Origin of the sequence: Sphingobium xanthum, assembly GCF_019737615.1 — a bacterium.
Taxonomy (GTDB): Bacteria; Pseudomonadota; Alphaproteobacteria; order Sphingomonadales; family Sphingomonadaceae; genus Sphingobium; species Sphingobium xanthum.
On the sequence record NZ_JAHKKS010000004.1, the window covers coordinates 100,385 to 117,439 of the forward strand.

Consider the following 17,055-nt stretch of genomic DNA (forward strand, 5'->3'; position numbering starts at 1 on the left):
CTGAAACAGATTGGTTCGCGACCCCGTTTCGGCTGTTAGGAAATGGTTAACACGCCGACGGGACGACTCATTGTATGAAGTCGACATCGGCTTCGCTGCGCCTGAAACGAGCCACGTTCTGACGTAAATCGAGACCGGATTGCGCCGGAAGGAGTAGCGCTGTCCAGATCGATCGTGGCCTGGGCTGGGGGAAAAGAAAAAGGCCCCGGTTTCCCGAGGCCTTTCTCCCGTCTGTCTGCCGGTTCAGGCGAAGCTGACGGTGACTTTTCGGCGGCGCATCGAAGCACCGACGAGCGCGAGGCCGGCGATCATCATCGCCCAGGTCGTCGGCTCGGGGACGCCACCGGGAGGCGGCGGGGGCGGAGATGCGCCCGGCGAGAATGCCGCGCCGCCATAGGTGAAGTAGCTATCGAAGCTGTCATAGCCGGTGAGCAGCAGCTGGAACTCGCTCACAGCAGTGATGTCGAACGGACCAACGGAGGCCGAGACGTCGATATTGCCGAAGCTGTAGCCGGTGCTGCCCAGAGCGCTGAACAGTGCGGCATCTGCCAGTGCGCCATCGACGGTCAGCGTTCCGAGGTCGCTGGTCTTGATAACCACGCTGATGAAGTCGGTCGGGAAATCCGCGACGCCGGAGGGCGTGGCGAACACGTATGACTTCAGCCACTGGTCCGAACCGGGGACGATGGTCATCGCCGGGTCGGTGTTGGTGCCCGCCTGACCCTGACCGACGAGATACTGCGCGACGAGCACCTTGGCGCTAGCCTCGACACTGCTGCCGCTGGCCGCGACCCGACCTTCGTAATAATCGCCGGCATTGAGCGTCGCGACGACGACGCCGTTCACCTCCACTTCCGTATTATCAGCGGTGGCGACAACACGGAACACGTCACCCTGCGATCCGGTGCGGGGAGTACGCGACAGCAGATATGTCGAGGAAAGCGAGTCGATCGACGGCATCTGCTCGACCAGGTGGTCACATGCGCCGACGCCGGTCGGCACGTTGGTGCAGCGGTTTCCGGAGAAGACTGCGACCGGGGCACTCGAGGTGATGCGGCTGCCGGTCAGGTTGCTGTTAGCCGTGTACATGTAGGTTTCGCCGGCATCCAGCGTCACATCGAACGCGGCTGCGCCCTTCGGCGTGAAGGTCACCACGGTGTTGTCGGCAGTGGCCTGCACCGACATCTGGTCTTCGAAGATGTTCTGGTAGCCGGCTACGACATATTCGGTGCCGAGCTTCGAACCATCGATGACATAGGCCATGTCGGTCGTGGCATCGCGGCGGCTGAGATAATAGGCGCTCAGGTTCGAGTCGGAGCTGATCTTGAAGCCGAGGTTCTGGATCACGCCGCTGCCGAGCTGGTCGATAAGGGGGAGGGTGACCACGGTAAAGCCCTCGGCGCCCAGATCGAACGCCTGGTTGAAGCCGCTGCCGCCCGTCACGGAGCCTGTCGAGTTGGCGGCGCCAAAAATGAAGGCCTGGCGAACGTCGCCGCTACCGGCCAGGTTCGGATTCATCTGGAAAAACAAATCGTTGGCCATAGCTGAGCTGGTCAACAACGACGCGAGCAATCCTGCTCCTACATATAGCTTTTTCATAAACACCCACTTTCCTGCCCGAGTGAATCGGACTTACCCACGAAAGTGGAGAACGCTTTTCGCGCGCACCCCACATGCTACGCGACCCGAATCTCGCCCGCTCGCAGCGGGTCTGTTAAGAAATGGTTAACAGATTGGGGAAAACATCGCAACGAGACTGGGCGTGTTCGTTGCGGTGCAACGACGATTGTCGGTCGATGCCTGCTGCGGCCTGGCGGTTGGAGCGATCGGCTCGGAGGTCCGCGACAGAAAGGGCCCCGGTTTCCCGAGGCCCTTCCCTTGTTCTCGCTGGTCGATCAGGCGAAGCTGACAGCCATCTTGCGGCGACGCAGGGCCGCGCCGGCGAGGGCGAACCCGCCGATCATCATCGCCCAGGTGGCCGGCTCCGGGATTGCGCCGCCGACGACGCCGTCGAGGACGATCTGGTTCACGCCGTAGCTGTCGCTGCCGGAGATCCGGAAATAGGCGATGTCCGAGGTGGGGCGCACGATGCTGAAGGTCGTGCGGCCATAGACGCCAAGCGGTGGGCCGTTGAGCGCGCTCGCGAGCAAGGTCATGCCGCTGTCATAGACCGAGAGGGTCAGCGTGCCGGCCGAAGAGAAGCCGGCTTCGGCATAGATCGACTTCGCGAGGCCGACGATTGCGCCGTCAACATCGTCCTCCAGCGTGCAGATGCCGCCGGCGCTGATGCCGCAGAAGCCATAGACGCCGCCGCCATCATCGAAAATGCCTTCGACATTGCCGAAGGTGAAATCGATGCCGGTACCGACGGTCTGTGCGCCGACAGCTTCGGTGAGCGCGCCGAACGGCGGGGTCGGCGTGATGATGGTCGTCGCGAGAACGGTTGCATCCGTTACCATCGGTGCGGCGACGGCCGGGACACTTGTTGTAACGAGAAGCGCCGTTGCGAGCGCAGTCATTCTAATCATGAAGTTCCTCCCACAATTCGTCCAGATACGATCGTCGAGAAACGGGTCCGCGCGGTCCGCGCAGGCACGTTGGTCGCGTGGGCAAATTGCCACAAATAGCCGCATGTGAACAGACGAGGGGAGCGAAGAGCCGCCGACGCCTGAGTCGTCGCGGCATGCTGCGGCGCAAAAATTCTGGTTAATGAGAAGCTTATGCCGCACGCGGGATGGCGAGAGGCTCGAGAATATTTTTGACGGGCCGTCCCAAATCGGAACGTGCGGGGCTTTTGGCGACCGATCGGCGCCGCCGAAGCCGCGGGACCGGCGCGACTCGAGGCAGGGGAGGCACCGCAGCCGGGCATGAAAAAGGCCCGGAGCATTGCACTCCGGGCCTGTTTCCGTAACGTCGCGACGACGGTGGGGCTTTAGCCCAGATCCTCCGTCGTGAAGTCCTCGCCCTGCACCTTGCCGAGCGGATCGTCACCGATCGCGGCTTCGGCCGGCTGGCGCAGTTCGGCCGCATGCTCCTCGGCCGCAGTCTGCGGCGCGACGAGATGGGCCTCGTTCGATGCCCGCATGGCGGCACGCAGAGCCGCGTCGCGGCTGTTGGCGGCGATGCGCATGCGGTTCATCGAGGAGCCGGTGCCCGCCGGGATCAGACGCCCGACGATCACATTCTCCTTGAGGCCCACGAGCGTGTCCTTCTTGCCCTGGACGGCCGCCTCGGTGAGGACGCGGGTCGTCTCCTGGAAGGAGGCTGCCGAGATGAAGCTGCGCGTCTGCAGGCTCGCCTTGGTGATGCCGAGCAGCACCGGCTTGCCCTGCGCGGGCTGCTGGCCCGGCGCGAGCTTGGCGTTCACTTCATCCATCTCTTCGCGATCGACCTGTTCGCCGGCCAGCAGCGTGGTTTCGCCGCCGTCGGTGATCTCGACCTTCTGCAGCATCTGACGAACGATCGTCTCGATGTGCTTGTCGTTGATCTTCACGCCCTGCAGTCGATAGACTTCCTGGATTTCGCTGACCAAGTATTCGGCTAGCGGCTCGATGCCGAGCACTTCCAGAATGTCATGCGGATCCGGCGAGCCGCCGATCAGGTTGTCGCCACGCTTGACGTAGTCGCCTTCCTGAACGTCGATCACCTTGCTCTTGGGGATCAGATACTCGACCGGCTCGCCGCCATCCTCGGGAAGGATCGCGATCTTGCGCTTGGCCTTGTAGTCCTTGAGGAACTGCACGCGACCGGAGACGCGGGCGATGATCGCATTGTCCTTCGGCTTGCGGGCTTCGAAGAGCTCGGCAACACGCGGCAGACCGCCGGTGATGTCGCGGGTCTTCGCAGCTTCGCGCGAGACGCGGGCGAGCACGTCACCGGCCTGCACCTGAGCGCCATCCTCGACCGAGAGCGTCGCGCCCACGGCCAGAAGGTAGCGCGCAGCCTCGCCCGACGCATCGTCGAGCAGGGTGAGGCGGGGACGCAGGTCGTCCTTGGACCGCGACGAAGCCCGATACTCGCTGACGACGCGCTGGGTGATACCCGTTGCTTCGTCGGCCTGCTCGGTCAGCGTCTTGCCGTCGATGAGGTCCTGATACTTCACGACGCCCGGCTTCTCGGTGATGACCGGCTGCGTGAACGGATCCCACTCGGCGATACGATCGCCCTGTTTCACCTTGGCACCGTCGGCAAACAGGATCGCCGCACCATAAGGCAGGCGATGGGTCGCGCGCTCGCGACCCTCGTCGTCGATGATCGCCAGCTCGCCATTGCGGGCGAGGCTGAGGTTACGGCCGTTCTTGTCGCGGATCGTCGGCATGTCGCGCAGCTCGAGCGTACCATCGGAGAAAGCCTCCAGATTGGACTGCTCGTTGAGCTGGGCGGCACCGCCGATGTGGAAGGTACGCATGGTCAGCTGCGTGCCAGGCTCACCGATCGACTGAGCCGCGATGACGCCGACTGCTTCACCGATGTTCACCGGCGTGCCGCGTGCAAGGTCACGGCCATAGCACTTGGCGCAGACGCCCATCTTGGATTCGCAGATCAGCGGCGAGCGGATCTTCATGCTCTGGACGCCGATGGCCTCGATCTTCGCGACCATGGGCTCGTCGAGCAGCGTGCCTTCCGGCACGATGATCGAACCGTCCTTGCTGTCGACCACATCCTCGGCCGTGGTGCGGCCAAGCACGCGCTCGCCGAGCGACGCGATGGTCGAACCACCCTGGATGATCGCCTTCATCTCAAGCGCGCGGGTCGTGCCGCAATCGATCTCGACGATGGTGCAGTCCTGCGACACGTCGACCAGACGGCGGGTCAGGTAACCCGAGTTCGCCGTCTTGAGCGCGGTGTCGGCCAGACCCTTGCGGGCGCCGTGCGTCGAGTTGAAGTACTCGAGAACGGTGAGGCCTTCCTTGAAGTTCGAGATGATCGGGGTCTCGATGATCTCGCCCGACGGCTTGGCCATGAGACCGCGCATACCGGCGAGCTGCTTCATCTGCGCCGGAGACCCGCGCGCACCCGAGTGGCTCATCATGTAGATCGAGTTGATCGGCTTCAGGCGGCCCGTGTCGGGATCCTTCGGCATCGAGCGGATCTCGTCCATCATGGCGTTGGCAACGCGGTCACCGCAGCCCGACCAGGCGTCGATCACCTTGTTGTACTTTTCCTGCTGGGTGATCAGGCCGTCCTGATACTGCTGCTCATAATCGGCCACCAGCGCCTTGGTCTCATCGACCAGAGCCACCTTGCTGTCCGGGATGATCATGTCGTCCTTGCCGAACGAGATGCCGGCCTGGAAAGCGTGACGGAAGCCCAGCGCCATGATCGCGTCGGCAAAGAGGACCGTGTCCTTCTGGCCGGTGTGACGATAGACCTCGTCGATCACGTCGCCGACGTCCTTCTTGGTCAGCAGGCGATTGACGGTGTCGAACGGCACCTTGTGGCTCATCGGCAGGCACTCGCCGATCAGCATGCGGCCCGGCGTGGTCTCGATGCGGCGCATGAACTCGTTGCCGTCCGCGTCCACCTGCGGGATGCGGCTGATGATCTTCGAGTGCAGCGTGACGCTCTTGTTGAACAGCGCCTGATGCACCTCGGCCATGTCCGCCAGCATCATGCCTTCGCCCGGCTCGCCTTCGCGCTCCATGGAGAGGTAATAGATGCCCAGCACCATGTCCTGCGAGGGCACGATGATCGGCTTGCCGTTGGCGGGCGACAGGATGTTGTTGGTCGACATCATGAGCACGCGCGATTCCAGCTGCGCCTCAAGGCTCAGCGGAACGTGGACGGCCATCTGGTCACCGTCGAAGTCGGCATTGAAGGCCGAGCAGACCAGCGGGTGAAGCTGGATCGCCTTACCTTCGATCAGCACGGGCTCGAATGCCTGGATGCCGAGGCGGTGGAGCGTCGGCGCGCGGTTCAGCAGCACGGGATGCTCGCGGATCACCTCGTCCAGGATGTCCCAGACTTCCTTGCGCTCCTTCTCGACCCACTTCTTGGCCTGCTTCAGGGTCATGGAGAGACCCTTGGCGTCCAGACGGGCGTAGATGAACGGCTTGAACAGTTCGAGCGCCATCTTCTTGGGCAGGCCGCACTGGTGCAGCTTGAGCTCCGGACCGGTCACGATGACCGAACGGCCAGAATAGTCGACGCGCTTGCCGAGCAGGTTCTGACGGAAGCGGCCCTGCTTGCCCTTGAGCATGTCGGACAGCGACTTGAGCGGACGCTTGTTGGCGCCGGTGATGACGCGGCCGCGACGACCGTTGTCGAACAGCGCGTCAACGGCTTCCTGCAGCATGCGCTTCTCGTTGCGGACGATGATGTCCGGCGCGCGCAGCTCCATGAGGCGCTTGAGGCGATTGTTGCGGTTGATCACGCGGCGATACAGGTCGTTGAGGTCCGACGTCGCGAAGCGGCCGCCGTCCAGCGGAACCAGCGGGCGCAATTCCGGCGGAATGACCGGGATAACGTCGAGGATCATCCATTCCGGACGGTTGCCGGAGTCGATGAAGCTCTCGACCACCTTCAGGCGCTTGATGATCTTCTTGGGCTTGAGCTCGGACTTGGTGACGGCCAGCTCTTCCATGAGAGCCCGCTGCTCGCCTTCCAGATCGAGATCCTCGAGCATCTTCTTGACGGCCTCGGCGCCGATACCGGCGGAGAAGGCGTCCTCGCCATATTCGTCCTGCGCGTCGAGCAACTCATCCTCGTTCAGGAGCTGGTAGCGCTCCAGCGGGGTGAGGCCCGGCTCGGTGACGATGTAGCTCTCGAAATAGAGCACGCGCTCCAGCTGCTTGAGCTGCATGTCGAGCAGCAGGCCGATGCGCGAGGGCAGGCTCTTGAGGAACCAGATGTGCGCGACCGGCGCGGCCAGCTCGATATGGCCCATGCGCTCGCGGCGGACCTTCGAGACGGTAACCTCGACGCCGCACTTCTCGCAGACAATGCCCTTATACTTCATGCGCTTGTACTTGCCGCACAGGCACTCATAGTCCTTGATCGGGCCAAAGATGCGCGCGCAGAACAGGCCGTCACGCTCGGGCTTGAACGTGCGGTAGTTGATCGTCTCGGGCTTCTTGATCTCGCCGAACGACCACGAGCGGATGCGCTCGGGCGAGGCGATACCGATCTGGATCTGGTCGAAGACGTCCGGCTTGGCGACCGGGTTGGCGAAGTTGGTCAGTTCGTTCATGTCTCAATTCCCTCTTGAGGGCTGAAATTCTTTGGGGGGGCGAAGCAGGGAAGGGGCGCCGCGCGGGCGGCGCCCCGATCTCCTTATTCCGCCGCCTCGGGCAACTCGTCGTCGCCGTCTTCGCTGAGGTCTTCCAGGGCTGCCAGCTCGACATTGAGGCCGAGCGAGCGCATTTCCTTGACCAGCACGTTGAAGCTCTCGGGAATGCCGGCCTCGAACGTGTCGTCACCCTTGACGATCGCCTCATAGACCTTGGTGCGGCCGACAACGTCGTCGGACTTCACCGTCAGCATTTCCTGCAGCGTATAGGCAGCGCCGTACGCCTGCAGGGCCCAGACCTCCATCTCACCGAAGCGCTGGCCGCCGAACTGCGCCTTGCCGCCCAGCGGCTGCTGGGTGACGAGCGAGTAGGGGCCGATCGAACGGGCGTGGATCTTGTCATCGACCAAGTGGTGGAGCTTCAGCATGTAGATGATGCCCACGGTCACCTTGCGGTCGAACGCATCGCCGGTCCGGCCGTCGAACAGGGTCGACTGGCCCGAGCGATCGAGACCGGCCAGCGCGAGCATGTCGGAGACATCCTGCTCACGCGCACCGTCGAACACCGGCGTTGCGATCGGCACGCCGGTGACGAGATTGGACGCGAGCTCGACGATCTGGTCCGCATTGCGGGCCTCGATCTCGGCGGCGTAATTCTCGCCATAGACATTCAGCAGCCGCTCCTTGACCGCCTCGGGCATGGTGCCGCCCTTGACGCCCGGATTGGCCTCGCGCCAGTCGCGCAGAGCCGACTTGATCTGCTGGCCGAGACCGCGCGCGGCCCAGCCCAGATGCGTCTCGAAGATCTGACCGACGTTCATGCGCGAAGGCACGCCCAGCGGGTTCAGCACGATGTCGACCGGCGTGCCGTCCTCGAGGAACGGCATGTCCTCGACCGGCAGGATGCGCGAGATGACGCCCTTGTTGCCGTGACGGCCGGCCATCTTGTCGCCCGGCTGCAGCTTGCGCTTCACCGCGACGAAGACCTTGACCATCTTGAGCACGCCCGGGGGCAGCTCGTCGCCGCGCTGCAGCTTCTCGACGCGATCCTCGAACTTCTCGACGATCAGCTTCACGGCTTCGTCATACTGGGCCTTCACGGCTTCCAGATGGGTCTGGACCGTGTCGTCCTGAACGGCGAACTTCCACCACTCGTGACGCTCGACTTCGCCCAGCAGGGCCTCGTCGATCTCGCTGCCCTTCTTGACGCCCTTGGGCGCCGCGGTGGCAACCTGGCCGAGCAGCATGTCGCGCAGACGGTTGTACGTGGCACGGTTCAGAATGCCGCGCTCGTCCTCGCGGTCCTTGGCGAGACGGTCGATTTCCTCCCGCTCGATCGCCATGGCGCGCTCGTCCTTGTCGATGCCGTGGCGGTTGAACACGCGCACTTCGACGACCGTGCCGGCAACGCCCGGCGGCAGACGCAAGGACGTGTCGCGCACGTCGCTGGCCTTCTCGCCGAAGATGGCGCGGAGGAGCTTCTCTTCCGGCGTCATCGGGCTCTCGCCCTTCGGCGTGATCTTGCCGACGAGGATGTCACCCGGCTCGACTTCCGCGCCGATGTAGACGATGCCCGCCTCGTCGAGGTTGCGGAGCGCCTCCTCGCCGACGTTCGGGATGTCGCGGGTGATGTCCTCCGGCCCGAGCTTGGTGTCGCGGGCCATGACCTCGAACTCTTCGATGTGGATCGAGGTGAAGACGTCGTCCTTCACGATCCGCTCGGAGATGAGGATGGAGTCCTCGTAGTTGTATCCGTTCCAGGGCATGAACGCGACGAGGCTGTTTCGGCCCAGCGCGAGTTCACCCAGTTCCGTCGACGGACCGTCGGCGATGACGTCGCCGCCATTCACAACATCGCCCACCTTCACCAGCGGACGCTGGTTGATGCAGGTATCCTGGTTCGAGCGCTGGAACTTCATCAGCGTGTAGATGTCGACGCCCGACTTGCCGGGCTCGACGTCCTCGGTGGCGCGGATGACGATACGGGTCGCGTCGACCTGGTCGACGATGCCGGTGCGGCGGGCCGCAATGGCTGCGCCGGAGTCACGCGCGACGGTTTCTTCCATGCCGGTGCCGACGAACGGCGCCTCGGCCTGGACGAGCGGTACGGCCTGACGCTGCATGTTCGATCCCATGAGCGCGCGGTTGGCGTCATCGTTTTCCAGGAACGGAATGAGCGAGGCGGCGACCGACACGAGCTGCTTGGGGCTCACGTCCATCAGCGTGATGTGGTCCTTCGGCGCCATCAGGAACTCGCCGGCCTCACGGGCCGAGATGAGATCCTCGACGAAGTGGCCATCGGCATCGACCTCGGCGTTCGCCTGGGCGATCGTGTGCTTGGCCTCTTCCATGGCGGAGAGATAGACCACCTCGTTGGTGACCTTGTGGTCGATGACCTTACGGTACGGCGTCTCGATGAAGCCGTACTTGTTCACCCGCGAGAAGCTCGCCAGCGAGTTGATCAGACCGATGTTCGGGCCTTCCGGCGTTTCGATCGGGCAGATGCGGCCATAATGCGTCGGGTGAACGTCGCGGACTTCGAAGCCGGCGCGCTCACGGGTCAGACCGCCCGGGCCAAGCGCCGAGACGCGACGCTTGTGCGTGATCTCGGAGAGCGGGTTGGTCTGGTCCATGAACTGCGAGAGCTGCGAGGAACCGAAGAACTCGCGAACGGCAGCCACGGCGGGCTTGGCGTTGATGAGGTCGTTCGGCATCACCGTCGAGACGTCGACGCTCGACATGCGTTCCTTGACGGCGCGCTCCATGCGCAGGAGGCCAACGCGATACTGGTTCTCCAGCAGCTCGCCGACCGAGCGCACGCGGCGGTTGCCGAGATTGTCGATGTCGTCGATCTCGCCCTTGCCGTCCTTGAGGTTCACCAGCTCCTTGACGACCGCCAGAATGTCCTCGCGGCGCAGGGTGGTGATCGTGTCCTCGGCGTCGAGGCCGAGGCGCATATTCAGCTTCACGCGGCCGACGGCCGAGAGATCATAGCGCTCGCCGTCGAAGAACAGGCCTTCGAACAGCGCTTCGGCGGTCTCGCGCGTCGGCGGCTCGCCGGGGCGCATGACGCGATAGATGTCGGACAGCGCGTGGTCGCGGTCCTCGGCCTTGTCGACCTTGAGGGTGTTACGGATCCACGGGCCGGTGTTGACATGATCGATGTCGAGCAGGTCGAGGCGGTCGATGCCGGCGGCGTCGAGCTTCTCGAGATTCTCGGCCGAGACTTCGTCGCCGGCTTCGATGTAGATCTGGCCGGTGCTCTCGTTGATGAGGTCATAGGCGCTATAGCGGCCGAAGACTTCCTCGGTCGGGATGAGCAACTGCTCCAGGCCGTCCTTACCGGCCTTGAGCGCGGCGCGTGGGCTGATCTTCTGGCCGGCGGCGAACACCACTTCGCCGGACTTGGCGTCGATGATGTCGAACTGCGGCTTCTGGCCGCGCCAGGCCTCGACGACATAAGGAATCTGCCAGCCGCCCGGGCCACGGACATAGGTGACCTTGCGATAGAACTCGCCGAGAATATCCTCGGCATTCAGGCCGAGCGCATACAGCAGAGCCGTGACCGGCAGCTTGCGCTTGCGGTCGATGCGGACGTTGACGATGTCCTTGGCGTCGAACTCGAAATCGAGCCACGAGCCGCGATAGGGGATGACGCGCGCGGCGAAGAGATACTTGCCGGACGAATGCGTCTTGCCGCGGTCATGATCGAACAGGACGCCGGGCGAACGGTGCATCTGGGACACGATGACGCGCTCGGTGCCGTTGATCACGAAGGTGCCGTTCGGCGTCATGAGCGGCATGTCGCCCATATAGACGTCCTGCTCCTTGATATCGAGTACGGAGCGGGTTTCGGTGTCGGCGTCCACTTCGAACACGATGAGGCGCAGCGTCACGCGCATCGGCGCGGCATAGGTGATGCCACGCTGGCGGCATTCCTCGACGTCGTACTTGGGATCCTCGAGCTCGTAATGCACGAAATCCAGCTCGGCGGTGCCCGCGAAATCGCGGATCGGGAAGACGCTGCGCAGCGTCTTTTCGAGACCGGACACATAGCCGATCGCCGGATTCGAGCGGAGGAACTGCTCGTAGCTTTCGCGCTGCACTTCGATGAGGTTCGGCATCTGCACGACTTCGTGGATGTTGCCGAAGACCTTGCGGATGCGCTTCTTCGCGCTTTCGCCGGCCGTGTGCGGGGGGAGAGCTCTGGTTGCCATGCGGTGTCCTGCCTGAATTGGTCCCAAAAAATCTTCGCATCGCAGCGAAAATTCAGCCCGTTGGCGTGAAATCGCGCGTGGATCGGCGACTTCGGCAACGAAAAAAAGTGCGGGTCGGGGCTGTCCGAACCGCACTGTTGCGTCTGTTTGGACCTGTCTTCACCCCATACAATCGCTTGCCGTGCGCAATTCGGCATGCTGGCCCGGGCGAGGGCAGGTGGTTCCGCGGCTCAGCCGCAGACCGGTATCGATGCCCTATATAGGGACCTGATCCGGTTTGAAAAGAGAGAAGTGACCCTTTCCCGCGACAATTCCCCCGCGGGCTCCTCATGGCAAACCGTTTTTTAAGCTTCCTGCGTTAGCCGGGACTCCGAATTTGGTCGTCAAAAACTCAAAAGGGCGCACATTAATGACGCACATGCGGAAGACCGGTCTTTCCGGTTGGCTCGAAGGCAAGTCCATCAATCAACGTCTTGCGGTTCAGGTTACGGCAGCGATCACGGCGAGCGTGTGTCTCGTCGCCACCATTTCGGTCGGCTCGCTGGTCGGGCTCAACTACAGCCAGCGCAATGCCGATCTTGGCGACCAGGCGCTCTATGCCGCCTTGCTCGAAAAGGACTTTGCGTCGCTCGAGCGTGATGTGTTCCGTCACGGCCTCTTGAACAACGAGAAGAGCCGCGAAGGCTATGAGAGCAACGTCAAGGACTTCAAGGCATCGATCGACGAAGCAGAGGCCAAGCTGGGCGAGGGGATAGCCGGCGACAAGCTGCATGCCGGCGCCGACGCCTATATCAATGCCGTCAATGGCGTCCTTGCCGGCGGTGTCATGGATATGAACAGCGAAGTCGCCATCGCCGACGTGGGCGACAAGCTTGACAGTTCGATCGAAGCCATCCGCGAGCCGGCCATCGCTGCGGCCGAGGCGATGCGCATGCGCCAGATGACGACCGCCAAGATCGTCATGGCGATCAGCATCGCGATCACTGCCCTTACCGGCTTGCTCACGCTGGTGCTGTCCCGCATCGTCAAGCGGTCGATCGGCCAGGAGCTTGAATCGGTTTCCGGCGCCATTTCCAGCATCGCGCAGGGCGATTTCGATGTGCGGATCGACTATACGGACCGCACCGACGAGTTGGGCGCTCTGGCCCGCGCGGCCGTGCAGCTGCGAGAGACGAGCCGCGCCAAGCATCAGGCCGATCTCGAAATGGCCGATATGGCGGAAAAGGTCGGAGACGCTCTGCGGCGCATGTCGGACGGCGATCTGACCGTGCAACTCCCGGACCTGGGTGTGAACTATGCCAGCCTCCGCAAGGACTTCAACAGCACCATCTCGCAACTGCACGACACGGTCGCCCAAGTGGCGGACGCTGCGCAGGACATGCGGGTCGGTGCCAAGGAAATCAGTCAGGCTTCCGGCGATCTCGCGCACCGGACCGAGGAACATGCTGCCGAGTTGGCCGGTGCCGCCGAAGCGGTCAGCCAGATTAACAATTCGCTCAAGGACAGCTCAGAGATTGTCGGGCAGGCCAATGTCGGCGTGCAGGCAGCCGTCACGGCCGCGCGCAGCGGCGGCGATGTCGTGCGCAGCGCCGTCAGCGCGATGGCGAACATCGAGAAAAGCTCGCACGAAATCGGTCAGATCATCAACGTGATCGATGGCATTGCCTTCCAGACCAACCTTCTTGCGCTCAATGCTGGTGTGGAAGCGGCGCGGGCGGGCGAGGCCGGAAAAGGCTTCGCCGTGGTCGCGAGCGAAGTGCGTGCCCTTGCGCAGCGCACGACCGATGCCGCATCCGACATCAAGACGCTTATCACGACCAGCGGCTCCCAGGTCGGCGAAGGCGTTCAGATGGTGCGCCAGGCCGGCGAGGCCCTGGATGTCATCACGGATCGCATTCACGGCATCAGCGGCATGATCACGCAGGTTGCCGATGCCGCGAAGGAGCAGTCGGGCCGTCTGGCGGACATCAACAGTGCGATGAGCGCCATGGACATGGTGACTCAGCAGAACGCCGCCATGGTCGAGGAAAGCACCGCGGCCGCCCATAGTCTGCTGTCCGAGGCGGATGGCCTGACGCAGCGCGTCGGTCATTTCCGCTGCCATCCGACGAAGGCCAGCAAGGCGTCCGCGCCTGCGCGTCCGACGCTGGTTGCGCGCGCTGTTGGCAATCTCGCGCTTGCGTCGCAGCCGGTCGCGGCCGGCGAGGATTGGGCGGAATTCTGAAGATAGAGCCCCGGGTCGCAACGGGGAATGGGCGGGTTGCCGCCCCGAAAGGAAAACAGATCAATGAACCCTACGCATTTTCTGCGCATGGCCGCGCTTTGTCTTGCCATCTCGGCGACGGCAGTCGAAGCCAAGGACGAACCGGGCTTCACGCTCCAGAACTCGATCGGCTCCGACTCGCTCAGCGTGAACGGCAGCGTGCGGTTGCGCTATGAAAGCTTCGACAATAATTTCCGGCCGACCGGCCCGGTCGCGGCGGATCTTTTCACGGTCCGCACAAGCCTCGAGGTCGAGTATCGCACCGGTGCGTTCAAGATCGGCGGCGAACTTCGCGACGCCCGGATCTACGACGCCGACGCCTCGACCCCGTTCGGCTCTGGCGATGTCAATCCGCTCGAACCGGTGGCAGCCTATGTCGGGCTCGACGTGGCCAAGGCGCTGGGCGGCGTCAGGACCGAACTGACCGCCGGGCGGTTTCTGATCAATCTGGGATCGAAGCGGCTCGTCGCCGATCCGGGCTATCGGTCCGCCGGCAACGCTTTCACCGGCGTGCGGCTGGACTGGACCGGCAAGGGCAAGGAAGCGCTGACCCTCTTCTACACCTATCCGCAGCAGCGCGAGCCCGACAGCGTTCAGGACATGCTCGACAACAAGGTCATCTGGGACCGGGAATCGAGCGACCTGGTCTTCTGGGGTGGTTTTCTGAGCAAGCCGAAGATTGCGGGCTCGGTGAATGCGGAAGTCTATTTCTTCGGGCTGGACGAGAATGACCGGCCCGACAATGCGACACGCAATCGCCACCTGCTGACGCCCGGTTTCCGTCTCTACAGCAAGCCGGCCAAGGGCAAGCTCGATGGCGAGCTGGAAGTCGCGCACCAGTTCGGCAATATCCGTGCTTCGACGGCGGCGAACGCGCGGCGGGTCACCGTTTCGGCACAGACCTTCCACGCCGAGCTTGGCTACACCTTCGCAGGTGCCTGGTCGCCACGCTTGGTCGCCCTCAGCGACTATGCGACGGGCGATCATGCCGGGTCGGCCAGCTTCAACCGGTTCGATTCCCTGTTCGGGCCGCGGCGCGCGGACTGGGGCCCGACCGGCATTTTCGGCCCGCTTACGCGCAGCAACACGGTTTCGGTCGGCGCCAAGTTCGAGCTGAAGCCGAGCAAGCGGATGGACGCCTTCGTCGAATGGCGCGAGCTGTGGCTGGACTCGGCGACGGACAGCTTCTCCAAAACGAGCGTGCGGGACCCCGCCGGCGCGAGCGGCCGTCATGCCGGTCGCCAGTATCAGGCGCGTGTCAGATACTGGGTGCTGCCGGGGCAGATGCAGATCGACGCGGGCGGCGCAGTCCTCGCCAAAGGACGTTTTCTGACCGACGCGCCCAATGCACCCGCGACGGGCAATTCCGTCCACGGCTATCTCGATCTGAACTTCTTCTTCTGAACGATCACGCCCGAGGCTGTGTCTCTCCGCCATGGGGCGGAGAGACCGCCATCCGGGATCAGATCGGCCTGAGCTTGCGGTAGAACACGCCGCACAGCACCCTTGCGCCGCTGTTTCCAGTAGGATCGGTCTTCATGTCGTCCGCGTCGGCGTGGACGATGAAGGACGAACCGTCCGCGTCGAAGATGGCGTCGAGCGTCGTCTGCGTCGGAAAGCTCGCCGTGGCGCGCCCATTGGAATCGGCCGTCAGGATTGGCAGGTCGCCTTGATGCGGGCCCATCGGATTTTCCGAACCGTGCTGCTTGCCGGTCGGGTTATGATGGGCGCCAGCCGTCACGAAATCCGGACGCTTGCATTCGCCCACGGCATGGATGTGAATGCCGTGCGGGCCCGGCGTGATGCCGCCCGTGACCTGGACGTTCGCCTGGAGCGCGCCATTGACCGGGGCAAGCGTTACCACGCCGGCGGGGCGGCCGGTGCTGTCGTAGAGCAGGGCCTCGGCATAGGGCACCGGCGGCGGCGGGGCGCCCGGAGGCGCTTTCGCTCCGCAGGACGCAAGCGCCAGCGACAAGCCGGCGGTCGACAGGATCACGAACAGGGAGGGGGATCGGGCCATGTGCGTCTCTCTTGCTGGAACGAACCAATATTGAAGCAATAATCGAACAGATTGACGTGTAGTTCCGTTACAGCCGTGCAATCAAGCGTTCCATTGCCAGGGCAGCCCGGCGCGCCGCGGCAAGTAAATTGGCGTGGAAGTCTCCGGCGCTGTCATGATTGGCATCGTCGGTGGTCGCCTTGATGCCGGCCCAGGGCAATCCCGCCTGTGCCGCATATTGCGCGACGGCAGCGGTTTCCATATCGACGATGTCGGCGTCCAGCGTTGCGACCAGGTGCCTCGCATAGCCCGCATCCTCGATGAAGGCGTCGCCGCTGGCGATGCAGGCGGCGGGCAGATCGCTGCCCGGGTCGGGCAGGGCTTCATAGGGCTCCACATGTGCCGGGCCCATCGGCCAGGCGCCCGGCGGATAATGCACGAACGCCTCCGGCTTGCGCGCGCCATAGTCGTGCTGGACAGCGCGGGCGAGGTAGAAGCAATCGCCCTCGATCCGGCTGAGCTTGCCTGCTGTACCGACGGTCATCAGCAGGTCAACGCCGTGCCGCGCATGCAGCAGGGCAGCGGCGCTGGCGATGTTCACCTTGCCGATGCCCGTCGAAGCCAGCACGATGCTGTGCGCGCCCGTCTCGATGCGCCTCAGCGACGGCCAGGCGCCGGGCAGCACCTCGCCGACGCCCGGCATGAAGGCATCCGCTTCCTCGTCGAGCGCGGCGAGCAGGCCGATCCGCATCCGCTCAATGCCCTTCGAAGGTCATGAGCGCCATCGGCTCGATGCCCGCCGCGCGCAGCCGCGCCGCACCGCCCAGGTCGGGCAGATCGACGACGAACAGCGCCGTGTCCACCACCGCGCCCTGACCGCGCAGCAGGGACGCGCCCGCCAGTGCCGTCCCGCCCGTCGCCAGCAGATCGTCGACCAGTACGACGCGCGTGCCGTCCCTGACCGCGCCCAGATGCATCTCGATCCGGTCCGATCCATATTCGAGCGCATAGTCGATGCCGACCGTCTCGCCCGGCAGCTTGCCCTTCTTGCGCAGCATGACCTTGCCCTTGCCGAGCGCATAGGAAAGTCCGGCCGCCACGATGAAGCCGCGTGCCTCGATGCCGGCGATGAGGTCCACGCTGTCCGGATCGATCATCGCGGCGAGTCGGTCGATCGCCGCGCGGAAGCCCGCCCCATCCAGCAGGAGAGTGGAGACATCGCGGAACAGGATGCCGGGGATGGGGTAGTCCGGAATGGTGCGGACCAGAGCCTTGAGGTCGTCATTCTGGGCCATGGTGTCGCTGGAGGCGTCGGTCGTCATCTGGTCCCTCGGTGATGAATCATGCG

At 64.0% G+C, this 17,055-nt stretch carries 9 protein-coding genes; 2 read left to right on the forward strand and 7 right to left on the reverse strand.

Annotated features, from left to right (window positions below; genetic code table 11):
- Positions 1 to 243: 243 nt before the first annotated feature.
- The 4 genes from KM135_RS19740 to rpoB form a co-directional block, all read right to left on the reverse strand.
- Positions 244 to 1,599: a PEPxxWA-CTERM sorting domain-containing protein gene (locus KM135_RS19740; protein ID WP_246605862.1), complete on the reverse strand. Its 1,356-nt coding sequence runs from the start codon at positions 1,597 to 1,599 to the stop codon at positions 244 to 246.
- Positions 1,600 to 1,895: 296 nt separating this feature from the next.
- Positions 1,896 to 2,519 (reverse strand): PEPxxWA-CTERM sorting domain-containing protein, encoded by a 624-nt coding sequence (locus KM135_RS19745; protein WP_246605863.1) that lies wholly within the window; start codon positions 2,517 to 2,519, stop codon positions 1,896 to 1,898.
- Between the two features lie 413 nt (positions 2,520 to 2,932).
- On the reverse strand, positions 2,933 to 7,189 hold the full coding sequence (rpoC, locus tag KM135_RS08905; protein WP_221713655.1) for a DNA-directed RNA polymerase subunit beta': 4,257 nt from the start codon (positions 7,187 to 7,189) through the stop codon (positions 2,933 to 2,935).
- Between the two features lie 83 nt (positions 7,190 to 7,272).
- Complete coding sequence (gene rpoB / locus KM135_RS08910) at positions 7,273 to 11,445, reverse strand: DNA-directed RNA polymerase subunit beta (RefSeq protein WP_221713656.1); 4,173 nt, start codon at positions 11,443 to 11,445, stop codon at positions 7,273 to 7,275.
- Between the two features lie 409 nt (positions 11,446 to 11,854).
- Here rpoB and KM135_RS08915 point away from each other — a divergent pair, with 409 nt between their 5' ends.
- A complete protein-coding gene (locus tag KM135_RS08915) occupies positions 11,855 to 13,669 on the forward strand; it encodes a methyl-accepting chemotaxis protein (RefSeq protein WP_221713657.1) in 1,815 nt (604 codons plus the stop codon).
- Positions 13,670 to 13,732: 63 nt separating this feature from the next.
- Entirely contained in the window at positions 13,733 to 15,112 is a 1,380-nt protein-coding gene (locus KM135_RS08920; RefSeq protein ID WP_221713658.1) for an alginate export family protein, read from the forward strand.
- Positions 15,113 to 15,170: 58 nt separating this feature from the next.
- On the opposite strand, the gene KM135_RS08925 is transcribed toward KM135_RS08920, so the two are convergent.
- The 3 genes from KM135_RS08925 to KM135_RS08935 form a co-directional block, all read right to left on the reverse strand.
- A complete protein-coding gene (locus tag KM135_RS08925; RefSeq protein WP_221713659.1) occupies positions 15,171 to 15,728 on the reverse strand; it encodes a superoxide dismutase family protein in 558 nt (185 codons plus the stop codon).
- 67 nt (positions 15,729 to 15,795) lie between these two features.
- Positions 15,796 to 16,458 carry a phosphorylase family protein gene (locus tag KM135_RS08930; protein ID WP_221713660.1) on the reverse strand — a complete coding sequence of 221 codons (663 nt, stop codon included), beginning with the start codon at positions 16,456 to 16,458 and terminating at the stop codon, positions 15,796 to 15,798.
- Positions 16,459 to 16,462: 4 nt separating this feature from the next.
- Positions 16,463 to 17,029: an adenine phosphoribosyltransferase gene (locus KM135_RS08935; RefSeq protein WP_246605864.1), complete on the reverse strand. Its 567-nt coding sequence runs from the start codon at positions 17,027 to 17,029 to the stop codon at positions 16,463 to 16,465.
- Between the last annotated feature and the right edge of the window lie 26 nt (positions 17,030 to 17,055).